This is a genomic window from Achromobacter sp. GbtcB20 (assembly GCF_019091095.1).
Lineage (GTDB): Bacteria > Pseudomonadota > Gammaproteobacteria > Burkholderiales > Burkholderiaceae_B > Achromobacter > Achromobacter mucicolens.
This window is the reverse complement of sequence record NZ_JAGXJZ010000021.1, coordinates 84,843-99,599: the sequence shown is the minus strand read 5'-3', so window position 1 is coordinate 99,599 and position 14,757 is coordinate 84,843. Positions and strand designations below refer to the sequence as shown.

16 protein-coding genes are annotated in these 14,757 nt (G+C 64.6%); 12 read left to right on the top strand and 4 right to left on the bottom strand.

What is annotated here, in order from left to right; genetic code table 11:
* Positions 1-472: 472 nt before the first annotated feature.
* The 3 genes from KVT32_RS22820 to KVT32_RS22810 all read right to left on the bottom strand — a co-directional run bounded on the left by KVT32_RS22820 (position 473) and on the right by KVT32_RS22810 (position 2,809).
* Entirely contained in the window at positions 473-1,111 is a 639-nt protein-coding gene (locus KVT32_RS22820; protein WP_217618889.1) for a class I SAM-dependent methyltransferase, read from the bottom strand.
* Between the two features lie 55 nt (positions 1,112-1,166).
* Entirely contained in the window at positions 1,167-1,493 is a 327-nt protein-coding gene (locus KVT32_RS22815) for a hypothetical protein (protein ID WP_217618888.1), read from the bottom strand.
* 122 nt (positions 1,494-1,615) lie between these two features.
* Positions 1,616-2,809: an acetylornithine transaminase gene (locus tag KVT32_RS22810; RefSeq protein ID WP_217618887.1), complete on the bottom strand. Its 1,194-nt coding sequence runs from the start codon at positions 2,807-2,809 to the stop codon at positions 1,616-1,618.
* Positions 2,810-3,037: 228 nt separating this feature from the next.
* Between KVT32_RS22810 and KVT32_RS22805 the strand changes: the two genes are divergently transcribed.
* The 10 genes from KVT32_RS22805 to KVT32_RS22760 all read left to right on the top strand — a co-directional run bounded on the left by KVT32_RS22805 (position 3,038) and on the right by KVT32_RS22760 (position 9,943).
* Positions 3,038-4,003: a tripartite tricarboxylate transporter substrate binding protein gene (locus tag KVT32_RS22805; protein WP_217618886.1), complete on the top strand. Its 966-nt coding sequence runs from the start codon at positions 3,038-3,040 to the stop codon at positions 4,001-4,003.
* Positions 4,004-4,210: 207 nt separating this feature from the next.
* Complete coding sequence (locus KVT32_RS22800) at positions 4,211-4,984, top strand: SDR family oxidoreductase (protein WP_056327711.1); 774 nt, start codon at positions 4,211-4,213, stop codon at positions 4,982-4,984.
* 22 nt (positions 4,985-5,006) lie between these two features.
* Positions 5,007-5,270: a hypothetical protein gene (locus KVT32_RS22795; protein WP_056327710.1), complete on the top strand. Its 264-nt coding sequence runs from the start codon at positions 5,007-5,009 to the stop codon at positions 5,268-5,270.
* A 117-nt stretch (positions 5,271-5,387) separates the two neighbouring features.
* Positions 5,388-6,293, top strand: coding sequence for a LysR family transcriptional regulator (locus KVT32_RS22790; RefSeq protein WP_056327709.1), 906 nt, complete (start codon positions 5,388-5,390; stop codon positions 6,291-6,293).
* Between the two features lie 200 nt (positions 6,294-6,493).
* The gene (locus KVT32_RS22785) at positions 6,494-7,276 is read left to right on the top strand and encodes a transporter substrate-binding domain-containing protein (protein WP_217618885.1); all 783 of its coding nucleotides are present in this window, start codon (positions 6,494-6,496) and stop codon (positions 7,274-7,276) included.
* 16 nt (positions 7,277-7,292) lie between these two features.
* Positions 7,293-7,961, top strand: coding sequence for an amino acid ABC transporter permease (locus tag KVT32_RS22780; protein ID WP_217618884.1), 669 nt, complete (start codon positions 7,293-7,295; stop codon positions 7,959-7,961).
* A complete protein-coding gene (locus tag KVT32_RS22775; protein ID WP_063954198.1) occupies positions 7,958-8,614 on the top strand; it encodes an amino acid ABC transporter permease in 657 nt (218 codons plus the stop codon). Before KVT32_RS22780 ends, KVT32_RS22775 begins: the two co-directional genes overlap by 4 nt.
* Positions 8,595-9,332 carry an amino acid ABC transporter ATP-binding protein gene (locus KVT32_RS22770; protein WP_142052026.1) on the top strand — a complete coding sequence of 246 codons (738 nt, stop codon included), beginning with the start codon at positions 8,595-8,597 and terminating at the stop codon, positions 9,330-9,332. Before KVT32_RS22775 ends, KVT32_RS22770 begins: the two co-directional genes overlap by 20 nt.
* Before the next feature lie 241 nt (positions 9,333-9,573).
* The gene (locus KVT32_RS22765) at positions 9,574-9,756 is read left to right on the top strand and encodes a CsbD family protein (RefSeq protein ID WP_056327704.1); all 183 of its coding nucleotides are present in this window, start codon (positions 9,574-9,576) and stop codon (positions 9,754-9,756) included.
* A 58-nt stretch (positions 9,757-9,814) separates the two neighbouring features.
* Positions 9,815-9,943: an entericidin A/B family lipoprotein gene (locus tag KVT32_RS22760; protein WP_056327784.1), complete on the top strand. Its 129-nt coding sequence runs from the start codon at positions 9,815-9,817 to the stop codon at positions 9,941-9,943.
* Positions 9,944-10,093: 150 nt separating this feature from the next.
* Here the strand turns inward: KVT32_RS22760 and KVT32_RS22755 are convergent, their stop codons facing one another.
* Entirely contained in the window at positions 10,094-11,233 is a 1,140-nt protein-coding gene (locus KVT32_RS22755) for a DSD1 family PLP-dependent enzyme (protein ID WP_217618883.1), read from the bottom strand.
* Between the two features lie 264 nt (positions 11,234-11,497).
* Here KVT32_RS22755 and KVT32_RS22750 point away from each other — a divergent pair, with 264 nt between their 5' ends.
* Both KVT32_RS22750 and KVT32_RS22745 read left to right on the top strand, forming a co-directional pair.
* Complete coding sequence (locus tag KVT32_RS22750) at positions 11,498-12,460, top strand: TAXI family TRAP transporter solute-binding subunit (RefSeq protein WP_217618882.1); 963 nt, start codon at positions 11,498-11,500, stop codon at positions 12,458-12,460.
* A gap of 238 nt (positions 12,461-12,698) precedes the next feature.
* The gene (locus KVT32_RS22745) at positions 12,699-14,723 is read left to right on the top strand and encodes a TRAP transporter permease (RefSeq protein WP_217618881.1); all 2,025 of its coding nucleotides are present in this window, start codon (positions 12,699-12,701) and stop codon (positions 14,721-14,723) included.
* Positions 14,724-14,757 lie beyond the last annotated feature (34 nt).

The window sequence follows — 14,757 nt, the reverse complement described above, 5'->3', positions numbered from 1 at the left end:
CTGGCAGAAAGCAGACCCGAGTCGATCAGCGCTAACGAGAATTAACATTCCAGAACAGGACGGCCAATGATATCTTCGTCTGCAAACGCATCAGAGTCGCCCACGGTATCTTCGGAATCCCAGGCGCAAGACTGTGGTTTCGCTAGACTGGCGCCCGGGGCTGGAACATTAACCGAGGTGGTTTTACTGTTTCGCAGATGAGAGAGCGCATCAAAGCCCTCCGCGATCTCGGCATACAAGTTCCGCTTCTTCATCTTCCGCTCTTCCTTTTCATGAGCCGATAGCCGTCTGAGCGCCTTCTTCCCTCTATCCGGGAAACGGTTCGTCGCACCCGCCAGCCGTACCCCTAATTATGGCCAGCCACTCTCCGTCGGTTAACTCCTTAGCCGCCAATATCAGACGACGGAACGGCTGGCTCTCCAGCTCAATTCGTTCGCTTCCGATGCACGCACCGATGTAATTCGGACCTCGCTCAGCGCTCCGGGCGAACCATTTCCTTATCCTCAATCCGTTTCGCCAACCACACCGTCGTCCCCCCACACCCGGCATCCTCCACCACATGCCGCACCACCTCAAACCCACTCCCCGCCAACAACTCCCGATACTCCGCCCCCTCCAAACTCCCGTGATACAACGGCCTCCCTTCAAACTCCCCAATCGCCTCACCCAACCCGGGCCCGCTCGTAAACATCAACAACGCCCCCGGCGCAGCCAACCGCCCAAACTCCCCAAACATCCCCCGCTGATCCTCTGGCGACAAATGAAAAAAACTATGCCAAGCGATCAACCCATCAAACGGCCCCGCAACCGGCATCTTGCGCATATCCCCAGCAACCCACTGATGCTCAGGAAACGCCGCCTTCGCCCGATTCAATAACGGCACCGACGTATCCACACCCGTGATCCGGCACCCACGCTCAATCAGATACTGAGCAATCGGCACCCCAAACCCGCACCCAATATCCAGCACCCGCGGACTCGCCCCCGGCAGCAGCGCCAGAAACGCATCCAGCCACGCGCGCTCGATCAGCCCCGTGCCTCGCTGCCGCACAAACGCGTCGGCATGCTCCCGATAGATCGACACCACATCATCAGCAGGCGACTTGGACATCTTCAAACTCCCGTAACGGCGACCACAGAAGGACGAGCCTTTTGAATCGAGCGAATCAACCGCAAACGCCCGCATCCCCATGGAAGCACTCCCAAGCCTCCGCTTCAATATCCTCAATCACCACCCCATCCTCACCCGCGATGGTGAACTGCTCCTGGCTATCGCCAATACTCGCCGCCCCATCCAACCCCAGCAGCAGCGAATACATCGTGTCCCGCAGCGCCAGATCCAGAACGCCACGCACGCCCTCAAGCTGCGACGGCGACAACCCCAGCCCCCGCACCTTTGCCGCGACCGCGCTCCCGCCGTCCGCCGCCATGAACGTCTCTAACAGCTCGCCCCGCAGCGCATTCCAGTTGCCGACAAATTCCTTCGCGTCCATTCGATTCCCTTAACGTGTCCCAACCCGCAGCCGCATACCCAACCTCAACGGCGATCCAATCAACCCAAAAAAACAGGGGCCGCATAATCGCGGCCCCTGCATTCACACCCTTCTAAACCTCATCAAGCCTTACGCACCTGCGCAATCAGCGCATCCAGTTGCTTCAGCATCGAATCCACTTCCTCGGCCGTCACATTCAGCGCGGGCATGAAGCGCAGCAGGTTCGGACGCGGCGCGTTCAGCAGCAGACCTTCCGGCGCCTGATTGCGCGCAGCTTCGACAATGGCCGGACCATCATCACGATCCATCACCAGCGCGCGCAGCAGGCCCATGCCGCGTTCGCCCTTCATGCCGTACTTGGCCGAGATGGCCAGCAGGCCTTCGGACAGTTGCTTGGCGCGGGCGTTGACCGCGTCCATGAAGCCCGGCGCGACCAGCGCGTCGAAGACCGCGACGCCGACGGCGGTGGTCAGGGGGTTGCCGTTGTAGGTGCCGCCTTGGTCGCCGTGCTGGAAGACGCTGACTTCCTGACGGGCCAGCAGGGCGGCCAGCGGCACGCCGCCGCCGATGCCCTTGGCCAGCGTCATGATGTCGGGGACGACGTCAAAGTGCTGGTAGGCGAACATCTTGCCAGTGCGGCCCATGCCGGTTTGCACTTCGTCGACGATCAGCAGCAGTTGGTTTTCATCGGCCAGCTTGCGCAGGCCTTGCATGAATTCCTTGGCGGCAGGCAGCACGCCGCCTTCGCCTTGGACGGGTTCCAGCATGATGGCGACGGTCTTGTCGTCGATCAGCTTGCGCACGGATTCCAGGTCGTTCAGTTCGGCCTTGGGGAAGCCTTCGACCTGCGGGGCGAACATCTTGTCCCAGCCCGGCTTGCCCGATGCGGACATCGTGGCCAGCGTGCGGCCGTGGAAGCCGTGGTTCATGGTGATGATCTTGTAGGCGCCGTTCTTCTTGACCTGGCCCCACTTGCGCGCGAGCTTGATGGCGCCTTCGTTGGCTTCGCCGCCGCTGTTGGCGAAGAAGACGCGGTCGAAGTCGGACGCGCCGGTCAGGCGCTGGGCCAGCTCGATCGAGGGGATGTTGTAGAACGCCGGCGACGGGTTCATCAGCTTTTGCGACTGTTCGACCAGCGCGCGCTGCATTTCGGGCGCGGAGTGCCCCAGGGTGTTCACGGCCCAGCCCTGCACGAAGTCCAGGTATCGCTTGCCCGCGTGATCCTCCAGCCAGGATCCCTTGCCGCTGACGAACACGAGGTCCGGGCGGGAGGTGATCTCCATGAGGGTGTTGACGTTGAACTGGCTGAATTCCATGGCGGTTCCTGCGGGATGTAAGGACAGGGGATGAAGGGAATTTCGGGGAACTTCCCCGGGGGAAGCGCGAAAAGGCAAATGTAGCACCGACGGGGGGATGCTATCGTGACGCTACCCCTCCGATCTGCCCCGGGCCGGCCTCACAAGGGCTGCCAGCGCGGGCACTCTATTTTATGCAGGCGATGCGCCCGTCGCGCGCCGTCCGCCGTCGCTTTTTACTGACCAATCATGAAACGTATTCTTTCCAGTCTTGCCGCCGGCCTGGCGTTGGCCGCCGCCATGACGCCCGCTCACGCGGAATTTCCCGACCGTCCCATCCGTCTGATCGTGCCGTTCCCGCCGGGGCAGGCGACCGACATCTTTGCCCGCGCGCTGGCCGAGAAGCTGGGCGCGGCGGTCAAGCAGCCGATCGTGGTGGAGAACCGCGCGGGCGCGGGCAGCAATATCGGCATGGAGCAGGCCACGCGCGCGGCGCCGGACGGCTACACGCTGGTGATCGCGGGCAGCGCCGCGGCGGTGAACCAGACGCTCTATAAGAACATCAACTACAGCCTGACAAAGGATTTCGCGCCGGTGTCGGGCGTGTTCTCGGTGCCGCTGATGTTCCTGGCGACGCCGGCGTCGGGCATTACCTCGCTGCAGCAGCTGGTGAAGCAGGCGCGCGCCAATCCGGGCGAACTGGCGTATGCCAGCGCGGGTATTGGCGGCACGCAGCATTTGTCGGCCGAGATGTTCAAGGCAGCGGCGAATATCGACATTCGCCACATTCCGTACAAGGGCAGTGGCCCGGCGCAGGCGGATTTTCTGGGGCACCAGGTGCCGCTGATGGTGGACTCGGTGACGGCGGGCCTGCCGCACGTGCAGAGCAAGAAGGCCGTGGCGCTGGCGGTGACGACGGCCAAGCGGTTGCCGCAGTTGCCGAATGTGCCGACGGTGGCGGAATCGGGTTACCCAGGGTTTGAGGCGATTGGCTGGGCGGCGGTGTTGGCGCCCAAGGACACGCCTGCGGAGATTACGAATGCGCTTAGCAAGCAGATCGGGCAGGTGTTGAATACGCCGGAGATGCAGAAGTTTTTCCGCGACCGTGGGGCCGAACCGATGCCACTGACGCCTGAGGCGACCGGGACGTTTATTGCCTCGGAAGTGGATAAGTGGGGCAAGGCGGTCAAGCAGTCGGGCGCGCAAGTGGATTGAGCGCGATTGGCGACAGCCGTCGATACAAGCCGTCCTTCAATAGGGGCGGCTTTTTTGTTGCCGGTTGCTGGACACCGCACACACCGCGCGCCGCGATTGGGTGGTTTTTCTGGATGATCCATCCAGCTTCAGGTGGTTTATCGGGCGCGGGCGCTTGCCTAAGCTCGAAGCTTCATCGACATCCGAAACACCTGAAGGAGATTTTCCATGGCGGACCATTCGATCAAGGGCAAGGTCGCGATCATTGCGGGCGGGGCGAAGAATCTGGGCGGGCTGATTGCGCGCGACCTGGCCGAGCAGGGCGCCCGCGCAGTAGCGATCCACTACAACAGCGCGGCATCCCAGGCAGAGGCCGAGGCGACCGTGGCGGCAGTGCAGGCGGCGGGCGCGAAGGCCGTGGCGTTGCAGGGCGACCTGACGACGGCGGCGGCGGTGGAGAAGCTGTTTGCCGATGCGGTGGCGGCGGTGGGCCGGCCGGATATCGCGATCAATACGGTGGGCAAGGTGCTCAAGAAGCCCTTCACCGAGATCAGCGAAGCTGAATACGACGAGATGACGGCGGTAAATTCCAAGACGGCGTTTTTCTTTCTGCGCGAGGCGGGCCGACACGTCAACGACAACGGCAAGGTGTGCACGCTGGTGACGTCGCTGCTGGGCGCCTTCACGCCGTTCTATGCGGCCTATGCGGGCACGAAGGCGCCGGTGGAGCATTTCACGCGTGCGGCGGCCAAGGAGTTTGGCGCGCGGGGGATTTCGGTGACGGCGGTGGGACCGGGGCCTATGGATACGCCGTTCTTCTACCCGGCCGAGGGCGACGACGCCGTGGCATATCACAAGACCGCGGCGGCGCTGTCGCCGTTCAGCAAGACGGGGCTGACGGATATCGAGGACGTGGTGCCCTTCATCCGCCATCTGGTCAGCGACGGCTGGTGGATCACGGGGCAGACCATCCTTATCAACGGCGGCTACACGACCAAGTAGGTGTCAGGACAGGGAGCGCGGCATGCATATGGCAATGGTGATCGGAGGCGGCGCGGTACTGCTGGGGGTGTTTCTGCTCTTTGGCAAGCTGTGGGGCGGCGATGCGGCAGCGCTGGCGGTGGCGGCCAAGGCTTTCATTCCCGTCTGGCTGGTGGTGTCGCTGGTGAACATGTGGGTGGGCGTCACCCATGCCGGGTACAGCGTGCGCGAGGAACTGCCGATTCTGGCGATCGTATTCCTGGTGCCGGCGGCGCTGGCTGCCCTGGCGATCTGGCGCAGCGCCTGACGCGGCTGGGCGCCCCCCGATTGCGGCTATGCTTTGGTGCCTTGCGCGCGCCCCCGGGCAACGGGAGGGCGCGCGCAATTCCGTTGTCCCGTCCCACCGCATCGCCACAGGCCGCTCATGGACCGATTCGACCAGTATCGCGTGTTCGCGCACGTTGCCGAGATGGGCAGTTTCATCAAGGCGGCTCATGCCCTGGACGCGCCCCGGGCCTCCGTCTCGGCCGCCATTCAGCAATTGGAAGCGCAGCTTGGCGTGCGGCTGCTGCATCGCACGACCCGGCAGGTGCGGCTGACGGCCGACGGCGAGCAACTGCTGGAACGCGTGTTGCCGCTGCTGACGGAAGTCGAAGACATCGACCAACTGTTCCAGGCGAGCGAGCGGCAGGTGTCGGGCCGCCTAAGCATTGATGTGCCCAGCCGCGTGGCGCGCCGGCTGATCGCGCCGCAATTGCCCGGCCTGTTGCGCCGCCATCCGCGATTGCAGGTGGTGTTGAGTTCCACTGACCGCGCCATTGACCTGGTGCAGGAGGGCGTGGACTGTGCGGTGCGCATCGGTACGCTGCACGACAGCAGTCTGGTCGTGCGGCCGCTGGGCAGCATTGCGCTGATCAACTGTGCCAGTCCGGCTTACCTGCGCGAGCACGGCGCGCCAATGCACCCCGAGGAACTGGGCGGCCACTGGGCCGTGGGGTATGCGTCACCGAAGACCGGCCGCGAGCTGCCCTGGGAATCCGTGTCCGCCGATGGCGGCGTGCGCCAGGATACGGTTCGCAGCCGGGTGGTGGTGAACAACGCAGAAAGCTACATCGCCTGCTGCCTGGCGGGGCTGGGCCTGATCCAGATACCCCGTTTTGACGTGCAGCATCTGCTTGAAGCGGGCGAACTGGTGGAAGTGATGCCGGCCGCGCGCGCGGCGCCGATGCCGGTATCGCTGCTGTATCCGCACCGCCGCCAGCGCACGCGGCGGCTTACCGTGTTTCAGGAGTGGTTTGAAGGTTTGATGGCAGGTTACGTGGACGCCTGAGGCCGCGCGATCCAAAGCGGTGCGGATACGCCCGTCTGCGGCGCATCCGCCGCACTATTGCGGGGCGTTTGCACGAACCTTGCGCGCCCTCTTCCCGGGACGCCCACATGGCACAGAACTTGCATCTCCTCGCTTTGTATACCGACTTGGTGTGCAACGCATTGACCCAACCGGGCAGTGCGGGCCCTGGAGAGTTCCTTATGAAACGCAGAACCCTGTTGCTGTCCCTTTGCGCCGCCGCCAGCATCCTGGCCGCGCCCCTGTCGCACGCCGACGCGCTGGACGATATCGTCAAGGCGGGCGTCATCAAGATTGCGGTGCCGCAGGACTTTCCGCCGTTTGGGTCGGTGGGCGCCGACATGAAGCCGCTGGGCTATGACATCGAGACGGCGCAGCTGATCGCCAAGCAACTGGGTGTGAAGCTGGAACTGGTGCCGGTGACCAGCGCCAACCGCGTGCCCTACTTGCAGACCAAGAAAGTGGACCTGGTGATCTCCAGCCTGGGCAAGAACGCCGAGCGCGAGAAGGCCATCGACTTCTCGGACGCCTATGCGCCGTTCTTCAATGGGGTGTTTGGCCCGGCGGACATGAAGGTGTCGTCCGCCGCCGACCTGGCGGGCAAGACCATTGGCGTGACGCGCGGCGCGGTGGAAGACATCGAGCTGACCAAGATCGCGCCGGCGTCCGCCACGCTCAAGCGGTATGAGGACAACAACGGCACGATCACGGCCTTTCTGTCGGGGCAGGTGCCGATGATCGCGACGGGCAACGTGGTGGCCGCCGCGATCCTGGCGCGCAATCCGCCCAAGAAGCCGGAAACGAAGTTCCTGATCAAGAATTCGCCGTGCTACATCGGCCTGAACAAGGACGAACCGAAGCTGCGCGCCCGCGTGAACGACATCCTGGCCGCGGCCAAGCGTGACGGGTCGTTGTCGGCGATTTCGCAGAAGTGGCTGGGCGCCGAACTGCCCAAGGATCTGTAGGCTGCGCGAGGCCGCCATGGCTTACCAGTACGACTTTTCCTCGGTGTTCGAGTACACGCCGGTGCTGATCAAGGGCATCGGCGTCACGATCGAACTGATCGCGTTCGGCGCGGTGGCGGGCGTGGCCCTGGGCATCATCTGCGCCTGGGTGCGCACGCAGGGCCCGGCGTGGCTGCGCGCGCCGGTCACCGCCTATATCGAGCTGATCCGGAACACGCCGTTCCTGATCCAGCTCTTTTTCGTGTTTTTTGGCCTGCCGTCGCTGGGCATCCAGCTGGGCGAGATGCAGGCGGCGTGCCTGGCGATGGCGCTGAACCTGGGCGCCTATAGCGCCGAGATCATCCGCGCCGGGATCGACGCCACGCCGCGCGGGCAGTACGAGGCCGGCGCCAGCCTGGCGCTGTCGCGCCTGCAGGTGTTCCGGCACGTGGTGCTCAAGCCGGCGCTGATGCGCATCTGGCCGGCGCTGTCTTCGCAGATCGTGATTGTGATGCTGGGGTCGGCGGTGTGTTCGCAGATCGCGGCCGAGGACCTGACCTTTGCCGCGAACTTCATCCAGTCGCGCAACTTCCGCGCGTTCGAGGTGTATTTCGTGACGACCGGGATCTATCTGGCGCTGGCGGTGCTGCTGCGCCAGGTGCTGCGCCTGACCGGACGGCGGCTTTTTCGCAAGGCGGCAAGATGATCGAGTTCTCGACCTGGGACATCGTGCGCAACCTGCTGCTGGCGGCGCGCTGGACCATCGTGCTGTCGCTGGCGGCCTTTGCGGGCGGGGCGCTGATGGGGTTGCTGGCGCTGATGATGCGCACGTCGCGCGTGGCGGCGATGCGCCGCATCAGCTGGGCGTACATCGAACTCTTTCAGGGCACGCCGCTGCTGATGCAGCTGTTCCTGGCGTTTTTCGGGCTGTCGCTGATCGGCGTGGAGGTGCCGCCGTGGCTGGCCGCCGGGGCGGCGCTGACGCTGTGGTCGGGCGCGTTCCTGGCCGAAATCTGGCGCGGCTGCGTGGAAGCCGTGCCGAAAGGACAGTGGGAAGCGTCGGCCAGCCTGGCGCTGGGCTACGTGCAGCAGATGCGCTACGTGGTGCTGCCGCAGGCGCTGCGCATTGCGGTCGCGCCGACCGTGGGCTTTGCGGTGCAGATCGTCAAGAGCACGGCGCTGACCTCCATCATCGGCTTCACGGAACTGTCGAAGGCGGCCACCGTGATCACCAACGCCACCTTCAGTCCCTTCACTGTCTATGCCTGCGCCGCGCTGATCTACTTTGCGCTGTGCTGGCCCCTGTCGCGCCTAAGCCTCCGGCTGGAAAGGAAGTTGCATGCCCCTCATCGCCCTTGAAGACGTCCGCAAACGGTTCGGCGACAACGAAGTCCTGAAAGGCGTGACCCTGCGCGTCGACCCCGGCGAGGTCATTGCCATCATCGGCAAGAGCGGCTCGGGCAAGAGCACGCTGCTGCGCTGCATCAACGGGCTGGAGCAGATCGACGGCGGCGCGATCATGGTCGCCGACGCGCAGTTGGGCGACGACGAGCTGCGCCTGCGCGCGCTGCGGCTGAAGGTCGGGATGATTTTTCAACAGTTCAACCTGTTTCCGCACCTGACGGTGGGGCGCAACGTGATGCTGTCGCCCATGGTGGCCAAGCGCGTGCCCGAGCGCGAGGCCGAGGACATGGCCCGGGCCATGCTGACCCGCGTGGGCCTGGCCCACAAGTTCGACGCCTGGCCGGACGAACTGTCCGGCGGCCAGCAGCAGCGCGTGGCGATTGCCCGCGCGCTGGCGATGCAGCCGCTGGCGCTGTTGTGCGACGAGATCACGTCGGCGCTGGACCCGGAGCTGGTCAATGAGGTGCTGGCGGTCGTGCGCGAGCTGGCTGCCGACGGCATGACGCTGTTGATGGTGACGCACGAAATGCGCTTTGCGCGCGAGGTCTGTGATCGCGTGGTGTTCATGCACCAGGGGCGCGTGCACGAGATCGGTCCGCCGGAGCAACTTTTCACGGCGCCGGCCACGCCGGAATTGCGGCAGTTCCTGGGGATGACGAATCTGGCGGCGTGAGCTTGGCCGTCTCAATCAGGACGGCGGGCTGACCGGAATGTTCCGCCCCCGTTTGAAGGCGGTGTCGCGCCGTTCACGCACTCCCTTTTGCGCCCACCCGAAAGTAAAAATGCACCACTTGTCCTGGTGCGCATGCCTCTATCGCGGGTGCGGCGCGGTTCCTATATTGGACCTGTCCGCCGCCGGACTCCGGGTTTCCCCGGCGCGGTTTCACCCCACCTGAAACCTGAGGATCGATGACATGGACAAGGACCGCATCAAGGGCGCCGCCAAGGAAGTGAAGGGCGCAATCAAGGAAACAGCTGGCAAGGTGACGGGCAACACCCGCACCGAAGCCGAAGGAAAAGTGGAAAAGACCGAGGGTAAAGTGCAGCGCAACGTAGGCGAAGCGAAGGATCAGGCACGGGACTTGCTGGACAAGTAATTGCGGCTGCCGATCGGCATGACCCGCACTGTCCAATGAATGCCCGAAGGAGAAGAAAATGACCCACCGTATTTGGCTTGCACTGATGCTCGCGATTACCGCCGTGACCGCCGGTTGCAACACGATGGAAGGTGCCGGCAAAGACATTGAAAGGGGCGGGGAAAAGATCCAGCAGCAGGCCAAGTAAGCGCTTGCGGGCTGCATCCAAAGGTCGGCGCGTTGACGGCGCGCCGGCCTTTTTTCGTTCTTGCGAAACGCGGGATGGGCGGGGCATGAGGGGTGCACGGTCGATCGTGACCGTGCACCGCGCCAGCTGGCCTGCCCTCAGAAGGACTTATTAGCGCGAAAAGCCGCGCGCCGAGATTTCCCAGATATCCTCGACCACGCCGTCGCGCACCACCACCAGCCCATCATGCAGGTTGAACGTGGGGTCCACGTGCGAGGGCACCAGGCGCAGCACCGCGCCCAGGTCGGGCGCCTGCGCCCCCGGTTCCACGCGCACGACGCCGTGCTCGTCGTTGATGGCGGTGTACGTCAGCCCGGGTTCGCCGAAGATGGCGGGCGGGCCGCATTCCGCCGTAGTGGACTTTAGCCCCGCGTCCAGGATCACCCGGTCGGGCGCCGGCTTGCTCATGACCGTGGCCAGCACGAACAGGCTGTTCTCGAACGCCAGGGGGCCGTCCCACTCGTTGGCGCCATAGTCCCCGTCCATGAAAGCGTAGGAGCCGGCCTGCAATTCGGTATAGACGCCGCTGGCCGCATCGAACTCGGCGCTGCCCGTGCCGCCGCCGGTGATGGTGTCGCAGGCGATGCCGCTCTCGCGCAGCAGTTGCGCGTAGGACGCCGCGATGCGCGCCGCCTGGCGGCAGACCTCGGCGCGCTCCTCGCGGGTGCGGTAATGCTGCACCGACCCGTGATAGGCCTGCAGGCCGGCAAAATTCACGCCGGGCAGGTCGCGCGCCTGCTGCGCCAGTGCCAGCACGAGGGCGTCGTCCGACACCCCGCAGCGGCCCTGGCCGACATCCACTTCCACCAGCACGTCAATCTGCGCACCCGCCTGCGCCATGGCCTCAGAGACCTGCAACAGGTTGTGCGCGTTGTCCACGCACACGCTGATCTTGGCCACGCGCGCCAGCTGACCCAGCAGCGCCAGCTTGGCCGGACCGACGACCTCGTTGCTGATGTGGATGTCCTGGATGCCGGCGGCCACGAAGGGCAGGGCCTCGCTGACCTTCTGGCAGCAAATACCGCGCGCGCCCAGCGCCAGCTGCCGCAATGCGATTTCGGGGCATTTATGCGCTTTGGCGTGCGGGCGCAGCGCGACGTCGTGGCGGTCGGCCCAGGCCTGCATCGCGCGCAGGTTGGCTTCAAAAGGCGCCAGGTCCAGCACCAGGCTGGGCGTGTCGACGCGGGCCAGCGGATCGCCTGGCTGTGCGGGCGGGGGCAGCGCAATGCCGCGTATGACTTCCTGGGACATCGTGATGACTCCGTAGTCTGACTGCTTGAGGGGTAGCGCACGCATAACCAAAGCGGGACCACCCATAACCAAAGGGGCAATGCACCCCCAGGTAAACGATAGCCCCGTAACCATTGGCTACCAGAGGGCGGCATGACAGAATTTCATCATGAAAACGGCCCCCAAGGGGAGGCCCATTTCCGGCAGGCGGCCACGCCGCGCCGGCGATGACAAGACGCACCTCGTCACTCGACAGACCTGTCATTTCGTATTGGAGAAGCTCGCATGAAACTCAAGCATTGGATCACCGCCCTGACCGTCGCGGTCGCCGCCGTGGGCGCCACCGGCACCGCGCAGGCCCAGCAATTCTTCCGCATCGGCACGGGCGGCACGGCGGGCACGTACTACCCGATCGGCGGCATCATCGCCAACGCCGTGTCGCAGCCTGGCAAGCTGATCGCCACGGCGGTTGCCTCCAACGGGTCGGTCGCCAACATCAACGGCATCATGGGCGGTTCGTTCGAGGCCGGTTTCACGCAGTCGGACGTGGCGTTCTGGGCCTACAGCGGCACCGGCACGTTCGAAGGCAAGCCCAAGGCGCAGGATCTGCGTCTGATTTCCACGCTGTATCCGGAAAGCATCCACCTTGTCACGCGCAAGGGCTCCGGCATCAAGGGCGTGGCCGATCTGAAAGGCAAGCGCGTGTCGATGGATGAGCCGGGCTCCGGCACGCTGGTCGATGTGCGGCTGATCCTGGGCGCGTACGGCATGACCGACAAGGACGTGAAGGCCGAATACCTCAAGCCCAACCAGGCCGGCGACAAGCTCAAGGACGGCGGCCTGGACGCGTTCTTCTTCGTGGGCGGCGCGCCTGCCGGCGCCATCGCGGAACTGGCCTCCAGCGGCGCCGGGATCGAGATCGTGCCGCTGGTCGGCCCCGAGATCGACGCGCTGCGCGCCAAGCAAGAGTTCTTCACGCCCGACACCATTGCGGCCAACACCTACCAGAACGTCGGCGAAGTGAAGACCATCTCGGTCAACGCGCAGATGGTCACGTCGGCCAAGCTGCCCGAACAGGTGGTCTACGACGTCACCAAGGCCCTGTATAGCGATGCCACGCGCAAGACGCTGGACAACGGCCACGCCAAGGGCAAGTTGATCACCCGCGACAACGCCATCAAGGGCGCCGGCATCCCGTTCCACCCGGGCGCCGAGAAGTTCTACAAGGAAATCGGCCTGCTGAAGTAAGCCCCCCCCGAAGCGCCGTAGGCGCTTTCCCCCCAGGGGGCGCCGGTGGCGGACCGGCGGAGCCGGATCCGCGCGGCCCCGCTTTAGGGAGGCCGGGGTTCTTTATTCCGATTGCTTGCCTTTGATGAGGTGGCGGATCGTTGCAGGTTTTTATGTGGCGGCATTGGCTCTTTGCCGCCTTTGAGCAGGGCCGCCTATGCGCGGCCCTGCTTGTTGAATCATCTTGAGAATCACCGCGATGCAAATCGACCACGAGAAAACCCAGCAGCTGGCGGAGAAGTACGACTCGGAAATCCGCTTCCGGCCGCTGGACAAGACCGCCACCTGGATCGTCTCGGGCCTTCTGGTCACGCTGTCGATCTTTCACTACTACACCGCCGGCTTCGGGCTGCTGCGCGAAGCCACGCACCGCGGCGTGCATCTGGCCTTCGTGCTCAGCCTGATCTTCCTGGTGTTCGGCTTTTCCAAGTCGCATTACCAGCGCGAGCCCAAGTCGACGTGGTACGCGCCGGGCGGCATCCCCTTGTACGACTGGATCATCGCCGTCGCGCTGGCGCTGTCGGTGCTGTATATCCCGTACATCTTTGAAGATCTGGCGTTCCGCGTCGGCAACCCCCTGCCGATCGACGTCTTCATGGGCTCGATCCTGCTGATCGGCCTGCTGGAGGCCACGCGCCGGGCAATGGGCTGGCCGCTGCCGATCATCGCGATCGTGTTCATGGCCTATGCCATGTTTGGTCCGTACTTCCCCGGTCTGCTGCAGCACGCGGGCAATACCTGGTCCCAGATCGTGAACCACATGTACCTGACGAGTCAGGGCGTGTACGGGGTGGCGGTGGGCGTGGTGGCGACCTATGTGTTCCATTTCGTGCTGTTCGGCGTGCTGGCCACCCGCATCGGCCTGGGCCAACTGTTCCTGGATGTGGCGTCCACGGTTGCGGGACGCTATGCGGGCGGCCCCGCGAAGGTGTCGGTGTTTGGCTCGGCCATGTTCGGCATGCTGTCCGGCTCCTCGGTCGCAAACGCGGTCACGGTGGGTTCGCTGACCATTCCCGCGATGATCCGCATCGGCTATCCGCGCCACTTCGCGGCAGGCGTCGAAGCGGCCAGCAGCACGGGCGGGCAGATCACGCCCCCGATCATGGGCGCGGCAGCCTTTCTGATGATCGAGTTCCTGGGCATCCCGTACCAGCAGATCGCGATCGCGGGCATCTTCCCGGCCTTCCTGTATTTCTTCGGCATGTTCATGCAGGTGCACTTCGAGGCCAAGCGTGAAGGGCTGCGCGGCCTGACCGCCGAGGAAATGCCCAAGCTCAAGAAGTCGTTCAAGATGCGCTGGCCGACGCTGATTCCGCTGGTGCTGCTGATCGGCGTGCTGGCCAGCGGACGCACGCCTTACCTGGCCGCTTTCGCGGGCATCACGGGCTGCATCGTGGTGGGTCTGTTGAATCCGTTCCAGCGCCTGCGCTTGCGCGACCTGTACGAAGCCTTCGAGACGGGCGCCAAGTACGCGCTGGCCGTGGGTGCCGCGGCCGGGACGGTCGGCATCGTGATCGGCGTGGTGACCCTGACGGGCGTGGGCTTCAAGATCTCTTACATCGTGATCTCGGCAGCCCAAGCCATCGCGGGCGGTGCGGCCACGGTGATTCCCGAAGCCATCGCCAATATGCAGACGCTGACGCTGGTCGCGGCGCTGATCATGACGGGCATCGTCTGCATCCTGATGGGCTGCGGCATCCCCACCACCGCCAACTACCTCATCATGGTCGCGGTTGCCGCGCCCACGCTGGTGCAGTTGGGCGTGCAACCCATCGCGGCGCACTTCTTCGTGTTCTATTTCGGCATCCTGGCGGACATCACGCCTCCGGTGGCGCTGGCCGCGTATGCGGCGGCGGGCATGGCGGGCAGCGATCCCTTCAAGACCGGCAACACGGCGTTCAGGCTGGGCATCACCAAGCTCATCGTGCCCTTCGTGTTTGTGTTTTCGCCGTCGCTGCTGATCTCGGTGCAGGGGTTCACCTGGTACGACTTCTTCGTGACCCTGTTCGGCTGCATGGTCGGGCTGGTGCTGCTGTCGGCCGCCTTCTCGCGTTACATGCTGGTCGCCATGAAGAGCTGGGAACGCTGGCTGTGCACGATCGGCGCGTTGCTGACCATTCTGCCGGGCATCGTCACCGGCCTGATTGGACTGGCCATCTGCATTCCGGTATTCATCCGGCAGCTGGCCGAACTGAAATTGGAAAATGCGCCGAAATCGGCATGACGTACGCGCCGCGCAGGCGGCGCCATGAAAAAAA

Excerpts from the sequence above, each read along its gene's own strand:
- KVT32_RS22820 (WP_217618889.1), bottom strand. The coding sequence starts at position 1,111 with ATGTCCAAGTCGCCTGCTGATGATGTGGTGTCGATCTATCGGGAGCAT.
- KVT32_RS22790 (WP_056327709.1), top strand. The coding sequence starts at position 5,388 with ATGGACCGATTCGACCAGTATCGCGTGTTCGCGCACGTTGCCGAGATG.
- KVT32_RS22800 (WP_056327711.1), top strand. The coding sequence starts at position 4,211 with ATGGCGGACCATTCGATCAAGGGCAAGGTCGCGATCATTGCGGGCGGG.
- KVT32_RS22745 (WP_217618881.1), top strand. The coding sequence starts at position 12,699 with ATGCAAATCGACCACGAGAAAACCCAGCAGCTGGCGGAGAAGTACGAC.
- KVT32_RS22765 (WP_056327704.1), top strand. The coding sequence starts at position 9,574 with ATGGACAAGGACCGCATCAAGGGCGCCGCCAAGGAAGTGAAGGGCGCA.
- KVT32_RS22795 (WP_056327710.1), top strand. The coding sequence starts at position 5,007 with ATGCATATGGCAATGGTGATCGGAGGCGGCGCGGTACTGCTGGGGGTG.
- KVT32_RS22780 (WP_217618884.1), top strand. The coding sequence starts at position 7,293 with ATGGCTTACCAGTACGACTTTTCCTCGGTGTTCGAGTACACGCCGGTG.
- KVT32_RS22770 (WP_142052026.1), top strand. The coding sequence starts at position 8,595 with ATGCCCCTCATCGCCCTTGAAGACGTCCGCAAACGGTTCGGCGACAAC.
- KVT32_RS22785 (WP_217618885.1), top strand. The coding sequence starts at position 6,494 with ATGAAACGCAGAACCCTGTTGCTGTCCCTTTGCGCCGCCGCCAGCATC.
- KVT32_RS22805 (WP_217618886.1), top strand. The coding sequence starts at position 3,038 with ATGAAACGTATTCTTTCCAGTCTTGCCGCCGGCCTGGCGTTGGCCGCC.
- KVT32_RS22755 (WP_217618883.1), bottom strand. The coding sequence starts at position 11,233 with ATGTCCCAGGAAGTCATACGCGGCATTGCGCTGCCCCCGCCCGCACAG.
- KVT32_RS22750 (WP_217618882.1), top strand. The coding sequence starts at position 11,498 with ATGAAACTCAAGCATTGGATCACCGCCCTGACCGTCGCGGTCGCCGCC.
- KVT32_RS22810 (WP_217618887.1), bottom strand. The coding sequence starts at position 2,809 with ATGGAATTCAGCCAGTTCAACGTCAACACCCTCATGGAGATCACCTCC.
- KVT32_RS22775 (WP_063954198.1), top strand. The coding sequence starts at position 7,958 with ATGATCGAGTTCTCGACCTGGGACATCGTGCGCAACCTGCTGCTGGCG.
- KVT32_RS22760 (WP_056327784.1), top strand. The coding sequence starts at position 9,815 with ATGACCCACCGTATTTGGCTTGCACTGATGCTCGCGATTACCGCCGTG.
- KVT32_RS22815 (WP_217618888.1), bottom strand. The coding sequence starts at position 1,493 with ATGGACGCGAAGGAATTTGTCGGCAACTGGAATGCGCTGCGGGGCGAG.